Consider the following 20,781-nt stretch of genomic DNA (forward strand, 5'->3'; position numbering starts at 1 on the left):
CGTGCATATCACGCGAATCAGACATGCGCAGGTCGCCAGGTCTGGCGTGCGGGAAAAAGTGAGAGTAGCTTTCAAAAGAAAGTTACTCTCGAAAGTAGGCGGAGATGAACGCTTCCGACCCGCGCCGGTGGTGGGCGCTCGGCGCGCTCGCGGTGGCGCTGCTGGCCTTCGGGCTCGACGTCACGGTCCTGTCGGTCGCGCTGCCGACGCTCGCGGTTGACCTGCATGCGTCCACCAGCCAGCTGCAATGGTTCTCGAACGCCTACACCCTGGTCCTCGCCGCGGGCCTGCTCCCGGCCGGCCTGCTCGGCGACCGGTTCGGCCCGAAGCGGCTGCTGCTCGGCGCGCTGGCACTGTTCGGCCTCGCCTCGGTCGCCTGCGCGTACTCGGGCTCCGCCGCGCTCCTCATCGCGTCCCGCGCGCTGCTGGGGGTCGGCGGCGCGTTCCTGGTGCCGATGTCGGTGTCCGTGCTGTCGGTGCTGTTCCCGGGCAAGGACCGCGCCCGCGCGATCGCGGTCTGGGCGGCGGCGATGGCGCTCGGCATCCCCCTGGGACCGGTCGTCGGCGGCTGGCTGCTGGACAACTTCTGGTGGGGCTCGGCCTTCCTGGTCAACGTGCCGTTCATCGTCGTGGGCATGGCACTGCTGGCGCGGCTGCTGCCCGACATCCCGGGAAACCCGCGGCAGCGCATCGACTTCCCGGGCATCGTGCTGTCCAGCCTTGGGCTCGTGGCACTCACCTACGGTCTCGTCGAGGCGGGCGACCGCGGCTGGGGTTCGGGGCGGTCGCTGGTCCCGATCTTCGCCGGTGTGGTGCTGCTGGCCGCGTTCGCCGGCAGGCTCGGCCGGGCCCGTGACCCGCTCGTGGACCCAAAGTTGTTCGCCTCCAACGGTTTCCGCTGGGGTGCGGTGCTCGCGACCCTGGCGTCCTTCGCGCTGATGGGCGCGATGTTCGTGCTGCCGCAGTACTTCCAGGCGGTGTTCGGGACCGACGCGCTCGGCACCGGGCTGCGCCTGCTGCCGGTGGTCGGCGGGTTGCTCGCCGGGGTGCAGATCGCGGACCGGATCCGCCCGCGGCTCGGGGCGAAGGTCGTGGTCGGGTTCGGGTTCGTGCTGCTCGCCGTCGGACTCGGCGTCGGGGCCGGTACCGGCGTCGGGACCGGGTACGGGTTCGTCGCGGTGTGGGTCTCACTGGTCGGGCTGGGGCTCGGCTTCTCGCTGCCCCCGGCGATGGACATCGCGCTGGGCGCGCTGAGCCCGGCCCGCAGCGGGGTGGGTTCCGGGCTGCTCCAGGCGCTGCGCCAGGTCGGCGGCACGCTCGGCGTCGCGATCCTCGGCACCGTCCTCAATGCCGGTTACCGCGGCGCCCTGCCTGCCGGAACCCCGGACGCGGCAAGGGAAAGCGCCGCGGCCGGGGTGCGCGTGCCGGGGCTGGCGGAGGCGGCGCAGCGCGCCTTCGTACACGGTATGAGCGGAACGCTCTGGGTCTGCATGGCGTTCAGCGTGCTCGGGGCGGCGCTCACCGTCGCGTTCCTGCCGCGAGCCGCCGAGGATGTCGAGGCAGAATCGGGGCATGAGTTCGTCGCCGGGTGAACCCGGGCTCCGGGAGCGCAAGAAGGCCAGGACCAGGGCCGCCATCCAGGATCACGCCCTGCGCCTGTTCATCGAGCAGGGTTACGCCGAGACCACGATCGAGCAGATCGCGGCGGCCGCCGACGTCTCCCAGAGCACCTTCTTCCGATATTTCCCGACGAAAGAGGACACCGTCCGGTACGACCGGCTGGACCCGGTGATGATCGAGGCCTTCGTGGCCCAGCCCGCCGGGCTCTCCCCGGCCGCCGCCGTGCGCGCGTCGTTCAAGCAGGTGCTCGACAGCCTGCCGGCGGAGGAGTCCGAATTGGAGCGGGCGCGGCAGCGGCTCATCTTCTCGGTGCCGGAACTGCGCGTGCGGCTCGTGGACCAGCTGAGCGAAGGCATCGCGATGTTCAACGACGGGGTCGCGCGGCGCCTTGGCCGGGACCCGGACGACATCGCCGTGCGGACGTGGACCGGCGTGATCATCGGCGTGGTGATGTCGGCATACTTCGCGTCGCCTGAGGATCCGGACCGGTGGATGGTCGAACTGGACGAGCGCCTCGCCTGCCTGGAAGGCGGCCTGCCGGAGTGATCTTCCCGGTTCTTTCTTGACTCATTCCAGAAAGCGCGGCGCCCTGCGCCGAACCCGGCAGGGCCGGTGGGTTCGCCGTCGATCGGGCGGAGGTCGTGTTCTGGGGATGGTGTCCCGATTGCGCGTCCGGTGTGCCGCAGGTCGCTGACGCTTTCGAGTAGCCGGAGTCCCGGGCGGCGGTGCGGCCAAACGTGAAAAGGATTAGCCCTGAAGGGGTTTCTCATTTGCCATCACTGCGGAGTGATGAAGGGGACAGATCACCGAATACATCGAATCGGGTGAGCAAAAGGTTTGATCGAGTGAACGGAACACGTACCGCGATCTCGACTCTCGGGTTTCATGATCATCGGGCGAAGGGTGAGCGACCCCCGTTCATCATTCAGGTGGGATTTCCCGTTATTCGAATCCGGCACGTAAGGGTGACGATCGCCCCCCATCGAGTGGTCGACTGGTGAGTGATCGACACCGGAGGTACCCATTAATGCCTGTTAGGTCCCAGAGGCCAGGAGGTTAGGGAATGAAAGGCAAGTTCGCCCGGATCATCGCGGTCGCGGTGGCCGGAAGCGTGCTGGCGATGACCGGAGCCGGCGTCGCGTCGGCCGAGGGCAAGGGCACGTCCAGCACGGAGGCGGTCGGCCAGCAGGTCCTCCAACTTCGCGATCAGCTGACCCGGTCGGCCTACGGCGCCGACGTGGCCGGCACCGAGCGCTCGCTCGGCCAGCTCAGCCCGGTCCTCGGCGACCTCGCCGCAGGCCAGAAATACTCGATCCAGGCCGACACGCAGCGTCAGGCGGCCGACGCGCACAGCGTCTCGACGGAGACCAGCCGTGTCCTCGCGGACCCGTCACAGGCCCAGACCGCGCGCCAGTTGCCGTCGGTGCCGAACCTGCCCGACCTGCCGCCGCCGCTGAACATCGTCAGCAACCTGCTCAAGAGCCTGCTGTCGCTGGTCACCGGCCTGCTCGGTGGCCTGCTCGGTGGCGGGGTGCCGGCGCTGCCGGTGCCAGGCGTGCCGTCGTTGCCCACGCCGCCGGTGCCGGGCGCGTAAAAAGCAGTAACGAATAGGGGGGCCTGGGGCCCGGCGTGCTGGCACGCCGGGCCCCGGCTTATTTCCGGGTCACTTGGCGAGGCCCAGCCGGAGCGCACCCGCGGCTTCCGCGGCCGCTTCCCGGAACCGGTGGCCGACACCGAGGAAATTGATGTACCCGTGAATGAGGTCGGACTGCCGGCTCGCCGCGACCGGCACCCCGGCGGCGTGCAGTTTCTCGCCGTAGGCCTCGCCTTCGTCACGGAGCGGATCGAACCCGCTCGTCGCGATGTACGCGGGCGGCAGGCCGGAGCAATCCTCGGCCAGCAACGGGGAGAGGCGAGTGTCGGTGCGGTCGACCCCGTCCGGCGCGTAGTGGTCGAGGAACCACGTCATATCCGTTTCGGTCAGGAAGAAGCCGCTGCCGAACAGGTCCCTCGACCGGCGGCGCTGCGAACCGTCGACGCCGGGGTAGAGCAGGAGCTGGAACGCCGGCGCCGGTCCGCCCCGGCGGGTGGTCACCTGCGAGACGACGGCGGCCAGGTTCCCGCCCGCGCTGTCCCCTCCGACGGCGATGCGTTCGGGATCGGCACCGAGATCCATCGCCTTGGCGTAGGCGTACTCGAACGCCGCCACCGCGTCGTCCACCGCCGCCGGGAACGGGTGCTCGGGCGCGAGCCGGTACTCGATCGACAGCACCCGGACGCCCGCGTACTTCGCGAAGAATCGAGCCGCGTTGTCGTGGCTCGCGCGGGTGCCGATCACCCAGCCGCCACCGTGGTAGAAGACGAGCAGGCCCGAGTTCTCGGGCAGGCCGCCCGGCGTATACAGGGTCGCCGGGATCCCGCCGTTTTCGTCGGGGATGGTCAGCTCGCGCGTGGCGACCGGGCCGATCGGCCTGCCGCTGACCAGATGGCTGGACTGGGCGAGCGTCGCTCGCGCGAGCTGAGGGGATTCCTTCGCCATCGACACGCCGGACAGCTGCTGGAGCCGCAGGAGGAGCTGGGCGTCGAGCGCGAGTTCCTGCCCGTCGAGGCGGATGGGTTTGCCCGCGACGAGGCGGCGCAGCGGGCGCGGGAGCGCGAAGATCAGCTGTGCCCCGGCTGCTTCGATGCGGGTCCGGAGAGTTTTCGCCATGATCGGTGATGTTACCGGCGAGTAGCCAAGAAGGCCAGATGTGACCGGAACCTCCGGCCCGAATCCTGGTCCTCCAGTTAAGTGGAGGGGTTAGCCTCGAATGGTGACTTCCTCCTCGGCGATCAACGTGGTCGGCATCGGCGGTTCCCTGCGCGAAGGCTCCCAGTCCGAACGTGCCCTGCGGATCGCGCTCGCGGGTGCGGAAGAGGCCGGCGCGCGGACGAGGGCGATCACCGGCAGTGAGCTCGTGTTGCCGTTCTACGACATCGCCATCCCCGACCGCACTCCCGAGGCCGAACGGTTCGTCGAGGCCATCCGGAGCGCGGACGGGCTGATCATCGTTTCGCCCGGGTATCACGGAGCGCTGTCGGGCCTCATCAAGAACGCCCTCGACTACCTCGAGGATCTGCGGCCCGACGTCCGCCCGTACCTCGACGGGCGCGGAGTCGGGCTGGTCGCGGTGGCCTACGGCTGGCAGGCCGCGGTCACCACGCTCGACCAGATGCGCACCATCGCCCACGCCCTGCGCGGCTGGCCGACGCCGCTCGGCGGATCGATCAACACCGCGGAGGTCAAGTTCGACGAGGCCGGCGGCGCTTCGGACGAGAAGGCCGTCAACACGCTCCGTCTGATCGGGCGGCATGTGGCCGAGTTCGCCCTCAACCGCCGCGCCTGAACGGTTGCGGCCGCCTCCACCGGGCATCCCGGGACTCTCCGAGGTCACCGGAGGCCCAGCAGGCCTGATGGTCAGTCGCCGAGGGTGACGCGGGCGTCTTCGGTGACCGCGACCAGCAGGACCTTCGTGTCCTCGGTCAGCGGTTGCCAGCTGTGCCGGACGCCGCCGGTGCAGTAGAGCGCGTCGCCCTCGGCGAGCTTGTGCTCGGCACCGGCCGCCACGGCGCGGACCGAGCCCCGCACGACGTAGAGCAGTTCGTCGTTGCGGTGCACGAACTCGCGGTCGCCGTGCGGCCCGCCCGTGAACTCCAGCGCGTGCAGCTGGCGGCGGCCGCGGACGAGCGGCCGGACGGCGCCGCTGGTGTCCTTTTCGGACGGTGCCAGCGTGGCCCTTTCGTTCGCGCGCACGACATCTACGTGCCCGGCCTCTTCGGCTCGCGCGAGCAGCCGCACCGCCGTCGTGTCCAGCGCGTCCGCGACCCGCTGTAAGGAGCTCATGCTCGGCTTGGCGCGGTCGTTCTCGATCTGGCTCAGGAACGGCGCGGACAGGCCACTCAGCTCGGCGAGTTCGGCCAGCGTCCGGCCCAGCTCCTTGCGGCGCGCCCGGATGACGCGTCCGAGCAGTGGTTCCGTCATTTCACACGTCCGTAACGCGGGATGGTCTTCCCCTGGCCCGCACTCCTGTTATCAAATATTTGATACCAGCAAATCTTTGACAATGAGGGTAGCCCATGGACCAGAACACGCTCCGCCGGCGCGGCACCGGACTGATCGGTGTCGACCGGGATCTCTCCTTCGGCGGGTACACCCTGTACGCGCCGCTGACCAGCCCCGGCGTCGTCCATCTCGTCGATCTCGACGGGAACGAGGTACATCGCTGGCGACTGCCGTACCGGCCTGGACGTCATGCCTGCATCCTTCCCAACGGCAACCTCGCCTACAACGGTGCCCTGCCCGGGGTGCCGGCGCCCTTCGACATGTGGCACAAGTACCGTGGCGGGGTCATGTGCGAGGTCGATCCGCACGGCACCGTCCTGCGTGAGCACCGCGACCCGTGGGCGCATCACGACGCGAACCACCTGGGCGACGGGCGCATCCTGTACACGAGCGTCGAACCGGTCGATCCCGGCGAGGTGTGCGGCGGTGTCGCGGGCACCGAAGCCGGGGGCAAGGTCTACGCGGACGTGGTCAAGGAGGTCGACGCCGAGGGGAACCTGCTGTGGTCCTGGCACGCCATCGAGCACCTGCGTCCCGAGGACTACCCGCTGCAGCCGCACTACTGGCGCGAGCACTGGCCGCTGATCAACAGCGTGGCCGAGCTTTCCGACGGCAATGTGGTGGCCAGCCTGCGCAGCGTGTCGGCGGTGATCGTGATCGAGCGGACGAGCGGAAAGGTCGTGTGGCGCCTCGGTTCCGACTTTCTCGCGCAGCAGCACTGCGTGTCCGAACTGGACAACGGGCACCTGCTGATCTTCGACAACGGCACGTTCCGCCCCCGCGAGAGCATCACCTACTCGCGGATCGTCGAGGTCGACCGGGCGACAAGTGAAATCGCCTGGGAGTACACCGACTCGACCCGCGAGGCGTTCTTCACCCCGTTCATGGGCAGCGCGCAGCGCCTGGCCAACGGCAACACGCTGGTCACCGAATCCGCGTTCGGCCGGATCTTCGAGATCACCGCGGCCGGCGAGGTGTGCTGGGAGTTCGTCGTCCCGCAGTTCGCGAAGTACGGCGAACCCGAAGCGGCACAAGTGTTTCCCGTCGAGTCGAACGCGCTGTTCCGCGCGTACCGGTACGCCCCGGAGGAGCTCCCATGGCTGTCGTGAACCCGGCTGACGAGCGGATTCCGATCCGGACCCTGGCGCCACTCGCCGTGCAGCATCTGCTCGTGATGATCACCGGCCCGATCTCCTCGGTCTTCCTCGTCGCGCACGCGCTGAAGCTCGACGCCGGCACTTCGGCGAAACTGCTGGCCGCGTTCTTCCTCGTCTCAGCGATCGGCACCGCGCTGCAGTCGACCGGCCGGCTCCGCGTCGGCGCCCGGCTGCCGTTCGTGATGCTGCCCGGCGGTGCGGCGGTCGTGCTGTTCATCCAGATCGCGCAGGAGACCGGCGCCCGCACCGCGACCGGCGCGGTCCTGCTCACCGCGGTGGTCACTTTCGCGCTGGTACCGGTGTTCCTCCGGATCGTGCGGCTGTTCCCGCCGCTGGTGCTGGGCGTGATGGTGATCGTGATCGGCGTGAACCTCCTGCGGATCACCGCGAAGCTCGTGCTCGGTCCGGACGGCACGGCCACGAGGTCTTCGCTCTGGCTGATGGTCGCGACGATCGTGGTGACGGTGCTGCTCTTCCGGTTCCTGCGCGGCGGCTGGCGGCGAGTGGCGATCCTGCTCGGCATGGTCGTCGGCGCGCTGCTGGGGCTCGCGACCGGGCAGATGGGCGCCGTCGCGGGCGGCCCGGCGTTCGCCTGGCCGCAGCCGTTCGTGTTCGGTGCACCGCGGTTCGACGTGCTCGCCACGCTGCCCCTGCTCGTCTTCGCGATCGGGGCGATGGCCGAGGCCACCGGCCAGACCGTGCTGAACACCGAAGCGGTCGGTAAGAAACTCGACCGCAAGCGGGATATCGGCGGTGTGCTTCGTGGTGACGCGGTCACTTCGCTGGTGAGCGGGTTGTTCGGCGGCCCGGTGATGGTGACCAGCGGGGAGAACATCGGGATTGTCCGGATCACCGGGGTGCGCAGCCGGTTCGTCACGCTCGGCACCGCCGTGCTGCTGGCCGTGATCGCGTTCCTCGCGCCGGTCGCGCGGCTGATCAACGCCGTGCCGGCGGCCGTCGTCTGCGGGACCGGCCTCGTCGTGTTCGGCATGATCACCGGCCTCGGCATCAAGATGCTGCACGAGGTCGACTTCGGCGCCGACCCGAACCTCATGGTGGCGACCGCCGCACTCGTCGCGGGCCTGCTGCCGGTCGTCGCGCCGAACATCTACCAGTCGCTGCCCACCTCGCTGAGGCTCGTCCTGGGCAGCGGGGTCACGATGGCGGCACTCGTCGGGGTACTCGGCAATCTTCTGTTCCACCGGCTAAGTTCCCAGCATGGTCCTGCACTCCGGAGAGACGAAACGGCCGAACCGGCGCGGCGGTAGTAATCCGTTGCTGGACGGGATGAATCCGGCATTGGCGGCAACGCTGACCCTGCCGCACCACCGGCTCGGCGACGAGCCGCTGCCGGCCGACACGGCCCTGCAACTGGTTCGCGACGAACTGCTCCTCGACGGCAACGCGCGGCTCAACCTCGCCACGTTCGTCACGACGTGGATGGAGCCGCAGGCGCGCGAGCTGATGGCCGAATGCGCCGACAAGAACATGATCGACAAGGACGAGTACCCGCAGACGGCCGAACTGGAGCGCCGCTGCGTGTCCATCCTCGCCGATCTGTGGCGCGCGCCGGATCGGGACGCCGTGATCGGCTGCTCGACGACCGGCTCGTCGGAGGCCTGCATGCTCGCCGGAATGGCGCTGAAACGGCGGTGGTCCAAGCTTGGCCGAACCGGGAAACCGAACCTGGTGATGGGCGTGAACGTCCAGGTGTGCTGGGAGAAGTTCTGTGAGTACTGGGAGGTCGAGCCGCGGCTGGTGCCGATGGACGGCGACCGGTTCCACCTGTCCGCCGAGGAGGCGGTGGCCCGCTGCGACGAGAACACCATCGGCGTCGTCGCGATCCTCGGGTCCACTTTCGACGGTAGCTACGAGCCGGTCGCCGAGATCTCGGCCGCGCTGGACGAGGTGCAGGAGCGCACGGGCTGGGACATTCCCGTGCATGTGGACGGCGCCTCGGGCGCGATGATCGCGCCCTTCCTCGACCCCGAACTCGAATGGGACTTCCGGCTGCCGCGGGTCGCGTCGATCAACACCTCGGGCCACAAGTACGGCCTGGTGTACCCGGGTGTCGGCTGGGTGCTCTGGCGCCACCGGGACGCGCTGCCCTCGGAACTGGTGTTCAACGTGAACTACCTCGGCGGGGAGATGCCCACGTTCGCGCTGAACTTTTCGCGACCGGGAGCGGAGGTCGCGGCGCAGTACTACACGTTCGTCCGGCTCGGCCGCGAGGGCTATCGCGCGGTGCAGCAGGCTTCCCGGGACGTCGCGACCGGCCTGGCGGAGCGGATCGGTGAACTCGGCCCGTTCCGCCTGCTCACCCGCGGCGACGAGCTGCCGGTGTTCGCGTTCACGACCAAGCCGGAGGTCACCGCGTTCGACGTCTTCGACGTGTCCCGCCGGTTGCGCGAGCGTGGCTGGCTCGTGCCGGCGTACACCTTCCCGGACAACCGGACGGACCTCGCGGTGCTCCGTGTGGTGTGCCGCAACGGTTTCACGCACGACCTGGCGGATCTGCTGATCGAGGACCTGCGGCGGGCGCTGCCCGAGCTGGAGGCGCAAACCGGCCCGTCGCACGATCCGAAGGCGAGCACCGCGTTCCATCACTGAGCTTCAGCGCGCCTTCAGCTTCGGCCGTCAGGCTGGAGGTATGCGCAAGAAAACCAAGATCCTCATCGGCGCCGGTGTGACGGCGCTGGTCCTCGGCGGTGCGGGCAGCGGCATCGCACTCGCGGACACCAGCTCGCCGGCCCCGCAGCCGTCCACGCCGGCACCGGCCAAGCACAAGAAAGCCTTGCTGGGCCGAGTCGCGCACGGTGAGTTCACCTTGAACGGCAAGAAGCATCAGGTGATCGACGTGCAGCGCGGCCAGGTCCAGTCGGTCGGCCCGGACGCGATCACGGTCAGGAGCAACGACGGTTTCACCGCGACGTACACCGTGGACAGTGGCACGAAGGTCAAGAAGGCGAAGCAGGCGTCCGCGATCGGGCAGGTGGCGGTCAACGACCACGTTTTCGTCCTGGCGGACAAGTCGGGCAGCACGGTCACGGCGAAACGCATCAACGATTCGGGAGCGCCGAAGTAAGCGGCAGGACCAGCCGGAAACGGCCGCCGGGACCACCGGCCGGCACGTAGGCCAGGTCCCCGCCGTGCGCTCGGGCCAGGCCGCGGGCGATGGGCAGGCCGAGCCCGGAGCCGCCGGCCCGGCGGTCCCGGGCGTCGTCCAGGCGCACCAGGCGGTCGAAGATCCGCTCCTGCTCGCCGATCGGAACCCCGGGGCCGGTGTCGGCGACCGTGATCTCCGCGGCGCCGCCGGACCGGCCGATCGCCACGGAGACACGACCGCCCGGGGGTGTGGCCTGGCATGCGTTGTCGACGAGGTTCGCGACGATCTGGGCCACCCGGTCCGGGTCCGCGTCCGCGATCACGTCCTCGCCGGTGAGTTCCACCGTGCGCCCCGGATGTTGCAGTCGCGCCCGGTCGACCTGCGTCGCGGCCATCGCGCGCAGTTCGACCGGCTGCCGCTGTAGTTCGATACCCGCGTCGAGCCGGGCCAGATCGAGCAGATCGTCGACGAGCTTGCCGGCGCGCCGCGCTTCGCGGCCGAGCAGCATCTGCAGGCGCTCGCGTTCCTCGCGCGGGGCGTCGGGGCTTTGCTGGAGCATCGCGTCCGCGACGGCCTGGAGCCCCGCGATCGGGGTCCGCAGTTCATGTGCGGCGTCCGCGACGAACCGCTGGGTGCGCTGTTCGGACCCTTCGAGCGCGTCGAGCATCTCGTCGAACGCCTGCGCCGTGCGGCCCAGTTCGGTGTTCGCCGGCAACGGCGACAACCTGCGCCCACGGCCGCCGCGCGCGATCGACCGCGCCAACCTGGTCATCGCGTCCAAAGGGGACAGTGCGAACCGGACGCCGAAGACCAGGATCACCGCGGTGACGAGCAGGGCAACGGCGCCCGCCAGCGCCGAGAGGCGGACCAGGGTCGATCGCGCCCCCGACAGCAGGCCCGCATCCGCCTGCAGCGTCAGCGCCGCGCCCTTCACCCGGCCCGTCTCCAGACGGATGGTCCGGGCCTCCGGTGCATTCGCGCGGTCGGTGGTCAGGCTCCCGAAGGCCGTCCCGTCCGGCATGACGAGCAGCGCGCGGACGGAACGGGCGTCCACCCGGCGGATCAGCGCGGCCGGACCGACCCGCTGCGCGGCGAGTTGCCGGGCGAGTTGGACGCGGTCGGAGAGGATCGCGTCGACCGTGCGGTTCGTGGCGACCGTGAACAGCAGTTGGACCGCGAGCAGGACACCGGCCAGGACGACGGCGACCACGCCGAGCGCGGTGAGGGTGACCCGTCGCCGCAAGGAAACGGTTCGCACCCTCACTCCTCGGCCCGCAGCACGTATCCCAGGCCACGCACGGTGTGCAGCAGCCGCGGCCCGTGGGCTTCGAGCTTGCGCCGCACCGCGCTGACATGCACTTCGACGACGTTCGGATCGTAGTACTCGTAGCCCCACACCGCCGCCAGGATCTGGGTCTTGCCGACGACCCGGCCCCGCTGCGCGGCGAGGTAATCGAGCAGTTTCAGCTCGGTGGAGGTCAGTTCGATCTTCTGATCGCCCCGGACGACCACCCCGGACTCGGGGTCGAGTACGAGGTCACCGACCTGCACTGTGGACGGCGCCCGGCCCAGCCTCCGCAGCACGGCCTGCACGCGCGCGACCAGTTCGGCCAGGGCGAACGGCTTGACCACGTAGTCGTCCGCGCCGCCGGACAGCCCGCGCAGCCGGTCGGACACGGCGTCGCGGGCGGTCAGCATCACCACACCGGCCGCCGACGTCCGGCGCAGGACCGTGAGCAGGGCGAAGCCGTCGCGTCCCGGCAACATCACGTCGAGAACGACCAGATCCGGCCGGAACCGCACGAGGTCCTGCTCGAAACTCTTGCCGTCCGCCCGGCCGAGTACCTCGTGCCCGGCGTCGCGCAGCGCCGATTCCACCGAGGCACGGATGGCCTCGGCGTCCTCGACGATCAGTATCCGTGGCGCGCCCATGTGCCCATCATGAGGGCATCCGGGGTGTGCGTGCCCGGTATCTTCAGCTCTTCCTCAGCCTGAGCGCCCGCAGCGCGAAGTACACTTCGGCGGCCGACTGCCTGATCGTCTCCGCGATCACGAGCGAGCCGTGGCCGGCGTCGTACCGGTAGAACTCGTACGGCACCTCGCGCGTGGCCAGCCGTTCGAGGTAGTTCTCGATCTGCCGGATCGGGCAGCGCGGGTCGTTGTCACCGGCCAGCACGAGCACGGGCGCGCGCACCTGGTCGATGTACGTGACCGGTGAACACGCCCGGTACACCTCGGGTTTCGTGTCGGGAGAGCCGCCGAAGAGGGCGCGGTCGAAGGAGCGAAGCTGCTCCATCTCGTCCTCGTAGGCCGCGACGTAGTCCGCCACCGGCACGCTCGCCACGGCCGCCGCCCAGCGCGCCGGCTGCGTACCGGCGGCGAGCAGGGTGAGGTAGCCACCCCAGGAAGCGCCGGTCACCACGCATTTCGCTGGGTCGGCGAGTCCACTCTCGACGGCCCAGTCGTGCACCGCGGCGACGTCCTCGAGTTCGGTCAGGCCGGGCCTGCCCTCGATCGCGTCCCGCCAGGCCGAGCCGTAGCCGGTCGAGCCGCGGTAGTTGACCTCGATCACGCCGAAACCGGCGTCCAGCCACAGTGCCCGGTACGCCGAGAACCGGTCCTCGTCGGCGGCATGCGGACCGCCGTGCAACGTGAACACGACCGGGATGGGCCCCTCCGGCGCGTCGCCCGGCCGCGCGACCAGCGCGTGGATGCGACCGCCGGGCCCCTCGACGAACGCGTCGACCACCGGCGCCGAACCAGGAGCCCGTTCGCCGGGCGGGGTCAGCAGCACCGAGTCCGTGCCGCCGGCCGCGCGGGAGCGGATCACCGTCGGCTCCGCCGCGCTCGACCACGAGTACTCGACCGTGCCGTCCGGGCGGGCGCTCGCCCCGCCGATCCGGCCCTTCGGCGTGTCCAAAGAGGACAGATTGGCCGAGGTGAGGTCGTAGCGGTACAGCGAACTGCGGCCCTCGTGGAAGTGCACGACCAGCAGCGCGTCTGCCTTCGGGTACCAGCCGGCGGCGACCTCCCCCGGCAGGTCGAGCGACAGTTCGGTCTCGGTGTCCCGCTCGACGTCCCAGATCAGCAACTCCTCGCGGCCGCGGCGTTCGTGCAGGACGAGGAGACGCGGGTCGCCGGCGACCGGCGAGAACTCCAGCGGGGTCAGGCCCTTGCCCTCGCCGTCCCACTTGTCGGCCACGGTGGTGAAACCGTCGCTGGCGAGTACCCGGACCGCGGGGTGGCGCGAGTCGCCGTGCTCGGAGTGCGAGATGGCGATCAAGCGCTCGTCGCGGGACAGCGCGGCGACGCCCGCGTCGTCCTTGCTCGCGTAGAAGCGTTCCGTCTTGCCACCGGCGTGCACGAACAGTTCACTGCCGTCGTCGGTCGAAACGCCGACCGCGGTCAGCCGCTGCCCGATCTCGAGCCCGGCGGAGTACCCGTCGTGCACGTCCGGCAGCGCGGGTTCGGCCTGGCCACCGGCGAACGGCTCGCGCTTCCAGGAGCCGAACTCGTCGCCGTCGGTGTCGTCGAACCACCAGATCGACGTGCCGTCGCGTGAGGTCGTGGCGGACAGGGTGCCGTTGGGACGGTCGGTGACCTGGCGGTGTTCGCCGGTCGCGCGGTCCCATGCGTAGACCTCCCAGACGCCGCTGGAGTTCGAGACGTAGATGTTCTTGTCCGGCGCGTCGAGGGCCCAGTCCGGGACCGACATACGGGGCGCGTGGAAGCGGGCCCGCCAGCGGGCCTCGGCGGCGGCGTCGTCGAAGAGTCGGTCGGGGATCACGGCGGGCGGGTGCTCAGTGGTCACCCCTCGATCCTGCCAGGTGCTGCCCGTACGGTGGACGTGTGCTGGAGGGATACGCGCCCGGGTTCGCCGATGACGCGCTGTCGATGATGTCGGCACGCACCGCGAGCGACCGGGCCGGGTTCGTGCTGCGGACGCTGGAGCCGGGGATGCGGGTGCTGGACGCCGGTTGCGGTCCCGGCAGTATCACCCGCGGTTTCGTGCCGATCGTCGGCGCGGGGCGGGTCCTCGGGGTGGACACCGAACCGCGGCAGTTTCCCGCGGAGTCCACAGTGGACTTCGTGGCGGGATCGGTGTACGCGCTGCCCGTTCCGTCGGAGAGTATCGACCTGGCCTTCGCGCACGCCCTGTTCGAGCACCTGAACCGCCCCGCCGAGGCGTTGCTGGAGCTGCGGCGGGTGCTCAGACCGGGCGGCGTGCTCGCTCTGTCCACATCGGACTGGAGCCGGGCGCGCCTGCAGCCGAAGACGGTGAACGTGGTGGCCGCGCTGCGCGGCCACCACCTGCTGCGCCGCCGGGCGGGCGGTGATCCGTTCGCCGGAAAGCACCTCGCCGGTTCGGTCCGGGAGGCGGGCTTTCGTGAGGTGCGAACCCACGCTCGCTTCCGCCCGGATATGCCTTATCGGGACCTGGCCCGGTACGTCGAGTCGCGCCTGGACGCAGCCCTTTCGGCATCTCCGGCGGATCGGGACCAGCTGGCCTCGGCCGCTCGGTCGGCCTGGGCCTGGTCACATGGTGGGGATGGGTCGTTCCACCAGTGCTGGGTGGAACTGGTGGCGGTTAAGTGACGTGGCGGGTCCCTCCTCGCTCGAGTGCAAGGAATCGCAGGAGAAGGGGAAACCCCCGGACTGGCCCCACCCCCCCGGCTTTCCGACCCCGTCTCGCCACGCGGGGTGACCTAACCACCAAACCGGCACCGGCGTGGGGGTGCAGGGGGGCGAAGCCCCTCCTGCCGGGGGTTTGGGGGTTCGACCCCCAATGCAATAACGAAAGATCCCCGTCTGCGCGTCGCAGACAGGGATCTCCCAGATCTTTCGTCGGGGTGGCGGGATTTGAACCCACGACCTCCTCGACCCGAACGAGGCACGCTACCAAGCTGCGCCACACCCCGAGGTACTGCTTAACGGGCCGAGTAGGAGTCTAGCGGACGGTGCTACCGGCTTTGCGGCGGGTCTCCTCGGCCGTTGCCGGGCCCGGTCCGCTTCGGGGGACGAGGGTCAGCAGGCTCGCCTCGGGCGGGCAGGCGAAGCGGGCCGGTGCGTACGGTGACGTGCCCAGGCCCGCCGACACGTGCAGCCACATGTGCGCGCCCCAGCGGGAGACTCCGCGGGCGCGGGAGCGATCCAGCTCACAGTTGGTCACCAGTGCGCCGACGCCCGGGATGCGCAGTTGGCCGCCGTGGGTGTGGCCGGCCAGGACGAGGTCGTAGCCGTCGGCGGCGAAGGGGTCGAGGATGCGGGGTTCGGGCGAGTGGGTGATGCCGACGCGCAGGACGGCGTCCGGGTCGCCTGGGCCCGCGATCTCGCCGTAACGGTCGCGGCGCAGGTGCGGGTCGTCGATGCCGGCGGCGAACACCGGTTGGCCGGCGATCCGGAGGCTCCGGCGGGTGTGGGTGAGGTCGAGCCAGCCGTGTTCGATGAACGCGGCGCGCAGGTCCCGCCACGGGAGATGCCTGCCGTGGATGCGCTTCTTCTTGCCACGCGGCATCAGGTAGCGAGCCGGGTTCTTGGGTTTGGGCGCGTAGTAGTCGTTGCTGCCGAAGATGAACACGCCTGGCCGGTCGAGCAGGCTGCCGTACGCCCTCAGCACATACGGCACGGCCTGCGGGTGCGCGAGGTTGTCGCCGGTGTTGACGACCAGGTCGGGCTCGTGTTCGCCGAGCGCGGCGATCCAGCGTTGTTTGGACTTCTGGCCGGGCAGCATGTGCACGTCGGAGATGTGCAGCACCCTGATCGGCTTCGAACCGGGCGCGAGCACGGGCAGTTCGGCCTCGCGGAGCGTCCAGTGCTGCCGTTCGATGCCCACCGCGTACCCGAGCGCCGCCGCGCCGAGCGTCGCCGTGCCGGCCGCGAGGCGGGCCGCCGTGCTCATCCTGCCGCCGTCAGTACCCACACTTTCGAGGATACGGCTCAGTGTTCGTACGCCGGATCCGACGGGGGTAGAGGGATGACCGGCTGCCCGTTCATGATCTGGGTCATCGCGCCGAACCAGGTACGCGCGGGGGCCTTGCCGCCGAACATGTTGCCGTCGCCGCAGGGGGTCACGTTTCCCGCGCCGTCGCACAGGCCGCCGACCGGGTTGTCCGGGCGGAACACCATCGCGGCGCCGGCCATCTGCGGGACCGCACCGATGAACGCGGCCGAACCGCTGTCCTGCGTGGTCCCGGTCTTGCCGATCATCGGACGGGTCCACCCCGCGCTCTGGGCCGCCTGCCGTGACGTGCCGTCGGTGTCGTCCCTGCTCATGCCGACGGCCAGACTGTTCGCCATGCCCTCCGGCACGGCCTGCTCGCACGCGGCTTCCGACACCTTCACCGGTTTCCCGTTGCGGTCGGTGACACCGGCGACCGGCGTCGGCGGGCACCAGACGCCACCGCTCATGATCGTCGCCGCGACGTTGGCCATTTCAAGGCCGCTCGTCGGGCTCACGCCGAGCGTGAACGCGCCGAGGCCGGCCTGTGCCACACCCCCGGGCCCGAAATACTGCTGCTGCGGCATCCGGTAGGCGACGTTGGAGTTGCCCGGGTCGACCGCGCCGCCGTTGGCCGCGTTCGAGGCCATCGTGGTGCGCATGCCGAGCCGGCGTGCCATGTCCAGCACCGGCCCCATCCCGGCCTGCTCCTCGAGGATCACGAACCCGGTGTTCGGTGAGGTCGCGAGCGCCTGCTGCAACGACATGGACGGACCGTAGACGTCCTCGCCGTAGTTGCTCAGGCAGTACGCCCACGTCCCGCGCGCGACCTGCGGGCAGCCGGGTTTCCGGCCGCTGATGAACACCTTCGACGCATACGACTGCGGCGTCTGGATGGTCGAGTAGATGCCGACCTTGTGCTGTTCCAGGGCCGACGCCGCGGTGAAGATCTTGTAGCTCGACCCCGCACCGGTCACATTGGACACATCCGATGGCAGCGCGTACGTCGTCTGACCCTGGCTCGCGTCCGGCCCGTAGTCACGGTTCGCCGCGAGTGCCACCACCTCGTGCCGGTCCTTTCCCGGCCGCACCAAGGACAACGTGTTCGCCACGTTCTTCTGCGTCTTGTGCACCTGCGCCTCGGCCGAGATCTTCGCCTGGTGCTGCGCGTTCTGGTCCATTGTGGTCCGGATCGTGTAGCCGCCGGTGTACAGATCGTCCTTCGTCATGCCGTTCGTGAGCAGGTAGTCCTGCACGTACTGGCAGAAGAACCCGTTCTCCGGCCCGGCGCCGGTGCAGTTCGAGGCCGGCTTGGCCGGCCCGCCAGGAACGACACCGAGCGGCTCGGTCTTGAACTTCGCGGCGTCCTCGGGGGCGAGTTTCTGGTTCTCCACCATGCGGTCCAGCACCAGGTTCCGCCGCTCGGTCGCGCGCTCCGGATGGCTCCACGGATCGTAGAACGGCGGGTTGTTCACCATCCCGGCCAGCAGCGCGGCCTGCGGCACGGTCAGCTTGTCCGCGGTGGTGTCGAAGTACGTCTGCGCGGCCGCCCCTACCCCGTACACCTTCCGTGAGAACTCGACGACGTTCAGGTAGCTGGTAAGGATCTGGTCCTTGTCCATTTTGGTCTCGAGCTGGATCGCGATGCGCGCTTCCTTGAGCTTGCGGGCGACCGACTGCTCCTGCGCCTTCTGCTGCCCGACCGGATCGTTCCGGTAGATGACGTTGATCAGGTAGTTCTTGACGTACTGCTGGGTCAGCGTCGAGGCGCCCTGCGTGTCCCCGCCGGTGCTGTTGGAGAGCGCCGCCCGGAACGTGCCCTTCCAGTCCACCCCGTGGTGGTCGTAGAACCGTTTGTCCTCAACGGACACCAGCGCCCACTTCATCGCCGGGTTGATCTGCGCGGACGCGGTGGGGATGCGGTACTGGTCGTACAGCGTGGCGATCGGGTGGCCCGCCGAGTCGGTGATCGTGGTGACCAGCGGCGGCGGGACGTTCGCCAGTTCGGCGGACATGCTGTCGACCGTCTCGCTGGCCTTGTTCGACGCGACACCGGCGGCACCGACGACGGGGAAGAGGATCCCGGCGACGAGGATCCCGGCGAGCAGGCACAGGCCGAGCAGCTTGAACAGACCATCCGTCTTCCGCACGAGTGCCAGCCTAGTAGGACGAGCGGCGCACTCGCTGACAAGCAGGACAAAACTCGCCGGTAACCGGGACAGATACCACGTCTGGTCCGCCAATGCGACGTGTTCCGGTAACGAATCATCGACGGGATCTTGGCGAGCGGAACCGGTTGGCTCTACAGTCCGTCAACGTCTCACGTGAAGGCGCCAGGGGAGCGCTGGGTGATCCACCGACGTGAGCCGAGGGTTAGGAGCTGGGGGATGGAATCCACTGAGCGGAGCTGGCGAGCGGGCGCGTTGTGCCGCGACACCGACCCGGACGAGCTGTTCGTGCGGGGTGCGGACCAGAACCGGGCGAAGGTCGTGTGCATGGGCTGTCCCGTGCGCACCGAATGCCTCGCCGAGGCGCTGGACAGCCGGATCAGCTTCGGTATCTGGGGTGGGATGACCGAACGAGAGCGGCGCGCCCTGCTGCGCCGGCGCCCGGACGTCACGTCGTGGGCGGAGCTGCTGGAATCGGCCAAGCGGGACTACGTCAGAGTGAGCTAGTCAGTCGGTGGGGGCGAGCCGGTCTCCGATGTCGCGGAGGCCGGCCACGTCGTGCACGTCGCTGGGCAGTGCGGGCACGCGCACGATCGGCACCTCCGGATGCGCCCGGGTGAACCGCGCGAGCAGCCGTTCCTCGCGCTCGGCCAGCGCGACCCGGTCGGCGTGCAGTTGGAGCACGGCCGCGGCGAGCGGAGCGCGGGACTCGGCCCGTTCGGCCGCCGTGATGGCCGCGTTCGCCGGCACGTCGGCCAGTACGGGATGCGTGCGGTTGGCGACGAGCCCGGAAAGCGGCATCGACTCGGCCGAGAGCCGGTCCACGAAGTAGCTCGCTTCGCGCAGCGCGTCGGGTTCGGGCGACGCCACGACGAGGAACGCCGTGCCCTTCGAGCGCAGCAGCTCGGCGGTCTTGCGTGCCCGCTCGCGGAACCCGCCGAACATCGTGTCGAAGGCCTGCATGAACGCCGAAGCGTCCGCGAGCAACTGGCCGCCGATGATCGTCGACACGGCCTTGGCGAACATCGTGAACCCGGCGGACACGACCTTGCGCAGGCCCCAGCCGCCGGCCTTCGCCGGCGCCGTGAGCAACCGGATCATGCGCCCGTCGAGCGCGCTCGACAGCCGCGTGGGCGCGTCCAGGAAGTCGAGCGCGGAGCGGCTCGGCGGGGTGTCGACGACGATCAGGTCCCAGTCGCCGGTCGCCGCGAGCTGGCCGAGCTTCTCCATCGCCATGTACTCCTGCGTACCGGAGAACGACGTGGAAATGGTCTGGTAGAAGGGATTCGCGAGCAGCTGCTCGGCACGATCCGGCCCGGCGTGCGCGCGCACCATATCGTCGAAGGTGCGGCGCATGTCGAGCATCATCGCCCACAGCTCGCCCTTCGGGTCGAATCCCTCGACCTTCACCTGACGTGGATGGTTACCCAGTTCCCGCAGCCCGAGCGCCTGCGCGAGCCGGCGCGCGGGGTCGATGGTCAGGACCACCGTCTGGCGGCCGCGCTCGGCCGCGCGCAACGCGATCGCCGCGGCGGTGGTGGTCTTGCCGACCCCACCCGAACCGCAGCACACGATGACTCTCGTTTCCGGGTCGTCGATCAGGTCGTCCACGTCGAGCATCAGCGCACCCCCTGCTCGACGAGGATCTCCGCGATGTCGTACAGCGCCGCGACGTCGACGCCGTGCGGGAGATCCGGGATCTCCAGTGACGGCAGGTCGGCCTCCGCGAGCTGCTCGCGGGCGCGCTGCTCGGCGGCGATCCCGATCGCGTGCTCGATGGTTTCGGCGACCAGCGCGTCCACGGTCGCCTCCGGCAGGTCCAGCCCGGCCGCGGCGATCCCGGTCCGCACGCGGGAGGCATCGACCCGGCCGTCGGCCGCCGCCTGGAGCGAGCGGGCCGGCAGCCGCGGCGGGCGCATCCGGTTGACGATCACGGCACCCGGCCGCAGGTCCGCGCCGTCGAGTTCGGCGACGGCGTCGACGGTTTCGCGCACCGGCATCTCCTCCAGCAGCGTGACCAGGTGGACCGCGGTCTCCCCCGAGTGAAGCAGCCGCACGACCCCGTCGGCCTGCCCACGGATTGGTCCGGTGCGGGCGAGGTCGGTCAATGCCTTCGTGACGTCGAGGAACTTCACCACGCGACCGGTCGGCGGGGCGTCGACCACGACGGCGTCGTAGGTGTGGCGGCCGTCGGACTCGGTGCGCCCGACGCATTCCTTGATCTTGCCGGTGAGCAGCACGTCCCGGAGGCCGGGCGCGAGCGTCGTCGCGAACTCGATCGCGCCCATCCGGCGCAGCGTGCGGCCGGCGAAGCCGAGGTTGTAGAAGAGATCGAAGTACTCGAGCAGCGCCGCTTCGACGTCGATGTGCAGCGCGCGCAGCTCGCCGCCTCCGGGTGCGGAGGCGACACGCTGCTCGGCATACGGCAGCGGTTCGGTGTCGAAGAGCTGGGCGAACCCTTGCCGGCCCTCGACCTCGATCAGCAGCACGCGGCGGCCGCCGCGGGCGAGCGCGAGCCCCAGCGAAGCGGCGAGCGTCGTCTTGCCGGTGCCGCCCTTGCCGGACACGAAGTGCAGTCGAACGCGGGCGAGCTCGTCGGTCCAGCCGGCCAGGGGTGTGCTCACTCCAGCAGGGTAATTCACCCAGGACGGGCGGGTGGGTCCTCGGTAACGCAAAGTGAGACTTCTCGG

At 69.9% G+C, this 20,781-nt stretch carries 19 protein-coding genes and 1 tRNA gene; 10 read left to right on the forward strand and 10 right to left on the reverse strand.

Annotation, left to right across the window (positions count from 1 at the left end):
- Window positions 1-104 precede the first annotated feature (104 nt).
- From FG385_RS23690 to FG385_RS23705, 3 genes are all read left to right on the forward strand, one after another.
- Complete coding sequence (locus FG385_RS23690) at window positions 105-1,592, forward strand: DHA2 family efflux MFS transporter permease subunit (protein WP_139098978.1); 1,488 nt, start codon at window positions 105-107, stop codon at window positions 1,590-1,592.
- Window positions 1,573-2,166: an acyl-CoA-like ligand-binding transcription factor gene (locus FG385_RS23695; RefSeq protein ID WP_139098979.1), complete on the forward strand. Its 594-nt coding sequence runs from the start codon at window positions 1,573-1,575 to the stop codon at window positions 2,164-2,166. Before FG385_RS23690 ends, FG385_RS23695 begins: the two co-directional genes overlap by 20 nt.
- Window positions 2,167-2,683: 517 nt before the next feature.
- Entirely contained in the window at window positions 2,684-3,214 is a 531-nt protein-coding gene (locus tag FG385_RS23705; protein WP_139098980.1) for a hypothetical protein, read from the forward strand.
- 69 nt (window positions 3,215-3,283) lie between these two features.
- On the opposite strand, the gene FG385_RS23710 is transcribed toward FG385_RS23705, so the two are convergent.
- Window positions 3,284-4,330, reverse strand: a complete 1,047-nt coding sequence (locus tag FG385_RS23710; protein ID WP_139098981.1) for an alpha/beta hydrolase — start codon at window positions 4,328-4,330, stop codon at window positions 3,284-3,286.
- Window positions 4,331-4,457: 127 nt separating this feature from the next.
- Between FG385_RS23710 and FG385_RS23715 the strand changes: the two genes are divergently transcribed.
- A complete protein-coding gene (locus FG385_RS23715) occupies window positions 4,458-5,006 on the forward strand; it encodes an NADPH-dependent FMN reductase (RefSeq protein ID WP_139099023.1) in 549 nt (182 codons plus the stop codon).
- 71 nt (window positions 5,007-5,077) lie between these two features.
- Here FG385_RS23715 and FG385_RS23720 read toward each other — a convergent pair whose 3' ends face one another.
- On the reverse strand, window positions 5,078-5,641 hold the full coding sequence (locus FG385_RS23720) for a helix-turn-helix domain-containing protein (RefSeq protein ID WP_139098982.1): 564 nt from the start codon (window positions 5,639-5,641) through the stop codon (window positions 5,078-5,080).
- Between the two features lie 95 nt (window positions 5,642-5,736).
- On the opposite strand from FG385_RS23720, the gene FG385_RS23725 reads away from it, so the two are divergent.
- The 4 genes from FG385_RS23725 to FG385_RS23740 are packed head-to-tail and all read left to right on the forward strand — an operon-like array spanning window position 5,737 to window position 9,964.
- The gene (locus FG385_RS23725) at window positions 5,737-6,831 is read left to right on the forward strand and encodes an aryl-sulfate sulfotransferase (RefSeq protein WP_139098983.1); all 1,095 of its coding nucleotides are present in this window, start codon (window positions 5,737-5,739) and stop codon (window positions 6,829-6,831) included.
- Window positions 6,819-8,147 (forward strand): uracil-xanthine permease family protein, encoded by a 1,329-nt coding sequence (locus FG385_RS23730; RefSeq protein ID WP_139098984.1) that lies wholly within the window; start codon window positions 6,819-6,821, stop codon window positions 8,145-8,147. The genes FG385_RS23725 and FG385_RS23730 overlap by 13 nt, the downstream gene beginning before the upstream one ends.
- Entirely contained in the window at window positions 8,098-9,489 is a 1,392-nt protein-coding gene (locus FG385_RS23735; protein WP_139098985.1) for a glutamate decarboxylase, read from the forward strand. Before FG385_RS23730 ends, FG385_RS23735 begins: the two co-directional genes overlap by 50 nt.
- A 40-nt stretch (window positions 9,490-9,529) precedes the next feature.
- Complete coding sequence (locus FG385_RS23740) at window positions 9,530-9,964, forward strand: hypothetical protein (protein WP_139098986.1); 435 nt, start codon at window positions 9,530-9,532, stop codon at window positions 9,962-9,964.
- Here FG385_RS23740 and FG385_RS23745 read toward each other — a convergent pair.
- Genes FG385_RS23745 through FG385_RS23755 form a run of 3 tightly spaced genes read right to left on the reverse strand, consistent with a single transcriptional unit; the run spans window position 9,939 to window position 13,796 of the window.
- Entirely contained in the window at window positions 9,939-11,243 is a 1,305-nt protein-coding gene (locus FG385_RS23745; RefSeq protein WP_235022759.1) for a HAMP domain-containing sensor histidine kinase, read from the reverse strand. The genes FG385_RS23740 and FG385_RS23745 overlap by 26 nt on opposite strands.
- A gap of 2 nt (window positions 11,244-11,245) precedes the next feature.
- Window positions 11,246-11,917, reverse strand: coding sequence for a response regulator transcription factor (locus FG385_RS23750; protein WP_139098988.1), 672 nt, complete (start codon window positions 11,915-11,917; stop codon window positions 11,246-11,248).
- A gap of 43 nt (window positions 11,918-11,960) precedes the next feature.
- The gene (locus FG385_RS23755; protein WP_139098989.1) at window positions 11,961-13,796 is read right to left on the reverse strand and encodes a S9 family peptidase; all 1,836 of its coding nucleotides are present in this window, start codon (window positions 13,794-13,796) and stop codon (window positions 11,961-11,963) included.
- Between the two features lie 38 nt (window positions 13,797-13,834).
- Between FG385_RS23755 and FG385_RS23760 the strand changes: the two genes are divergently transcribed.
- A complete protein-coding gene (locus FG385_RS23760) occupies window positions 13,835-14,581 on the forward strand; it encodes a class I SAM-dependent methyltransferase (RefSeq protein ID WP_139098990.1) in 747 nt (248 codons plus the stop codon).
- Window positions 14,582-14,830: 249 nt separating this feature from the next.
- Here the strand turns inward: FG385_RS23760 and FG385_RS23765 are convergent.
- The 3 genes from FG385_RS23765 to FG385_RS23775 all read right to left on the reverse strand — a co-directional run bounded on the left by FG385_RS23765 (window position 14,831) and on the right by FG385_RS23775 (window position 18,073).
- Window positions 14,831-14,904, reverse strand: a tRNA-Pro gene (locus FG385_RS23765).
- A gap of 29 nt (window positions 14,905-14,933) precedes the next feature.
- Entirely contained in the window at window positions 14,934-15,884 is a 951-nt protein-coding gene (locus FG385_RS23770; RefSeq protein WP_139099024.1) for a metallophosphoesterase, read from the reverse strand.
- A 38-nt stretch (window positions 15,885-15,922) separates the two neighbouring features.
- On the reverse strand, window positions 15,923-18,073 hold the full coding sequence (locus FG385_RS23775; protein ID WP_139098991.1) for a transglycosylase domain-containing protein: 2,151 nt from the start codon (window positions 18,071-18,073) through the stop codon (window positions 15,923-15,925).
- Window positions 18,074-18,310: 237 nt separating this feature from the next.
- Here FG385_RS23775 and FG385_RS23780 point away from each other — a divergent pair, with 237 nt between their 5' ends.
- Complete coding sequence (locus FG385_RS23780; protein WP_139098992.1) at window positions 18,311-18,598, forward strand: WhiB family transcriptional regulator; 288 nt, start codon at window positions 18,311-18,313, stop codon at window positions 18,596-18,598.
- On the opposite strand, the gene FG385_RS23785 is transcribed toward FG385_RS23780, so the two are convergent.
- Together FG385_RS23785 and FG385_RS23790 are read right to left on the reverse strand one after the other, a co-directional pair.
- Window positions 18,599-19,711, reverse strand: coding sequence for an ArsA family ATPase (locus FG385_RS23785; protein ID WP_139098993.1), 1,113 nt, complete (start codon window positions 19,709-19,711; stop codon window positions 18,599-18,601).
- Window positions 19,711-20,715 carry an ArsA family ATPase gene (locus FG385_RS23790; RefSeq protein WP_139098994.1) on the reverse strand — a complete coding sequence of 335 codons (1,005 nt, stop codon included), beginning with the start codon at window positions 20,713-20,715 and terminating at the stop codon, window positions 19,711-19,713. The genes FG385_RS23785 and FG385_RS23790 overlap by 1 nt, the downstream gene beginning before the upstream one ends.
- Between the last annotated feature and the right edge of the window lie 66 nt (window positions 20,716-20,781).

The organism is Amycolatopsis alkalitolerans, assembly GCF_006152065.1.
GTDB lineage: Bacteria > Actinomycetota > Actinomycetes > Mycobacteriales > Pseudonocardiaceae > Amycolatopsis_E > Amycolatopsis_E alkalitolerans.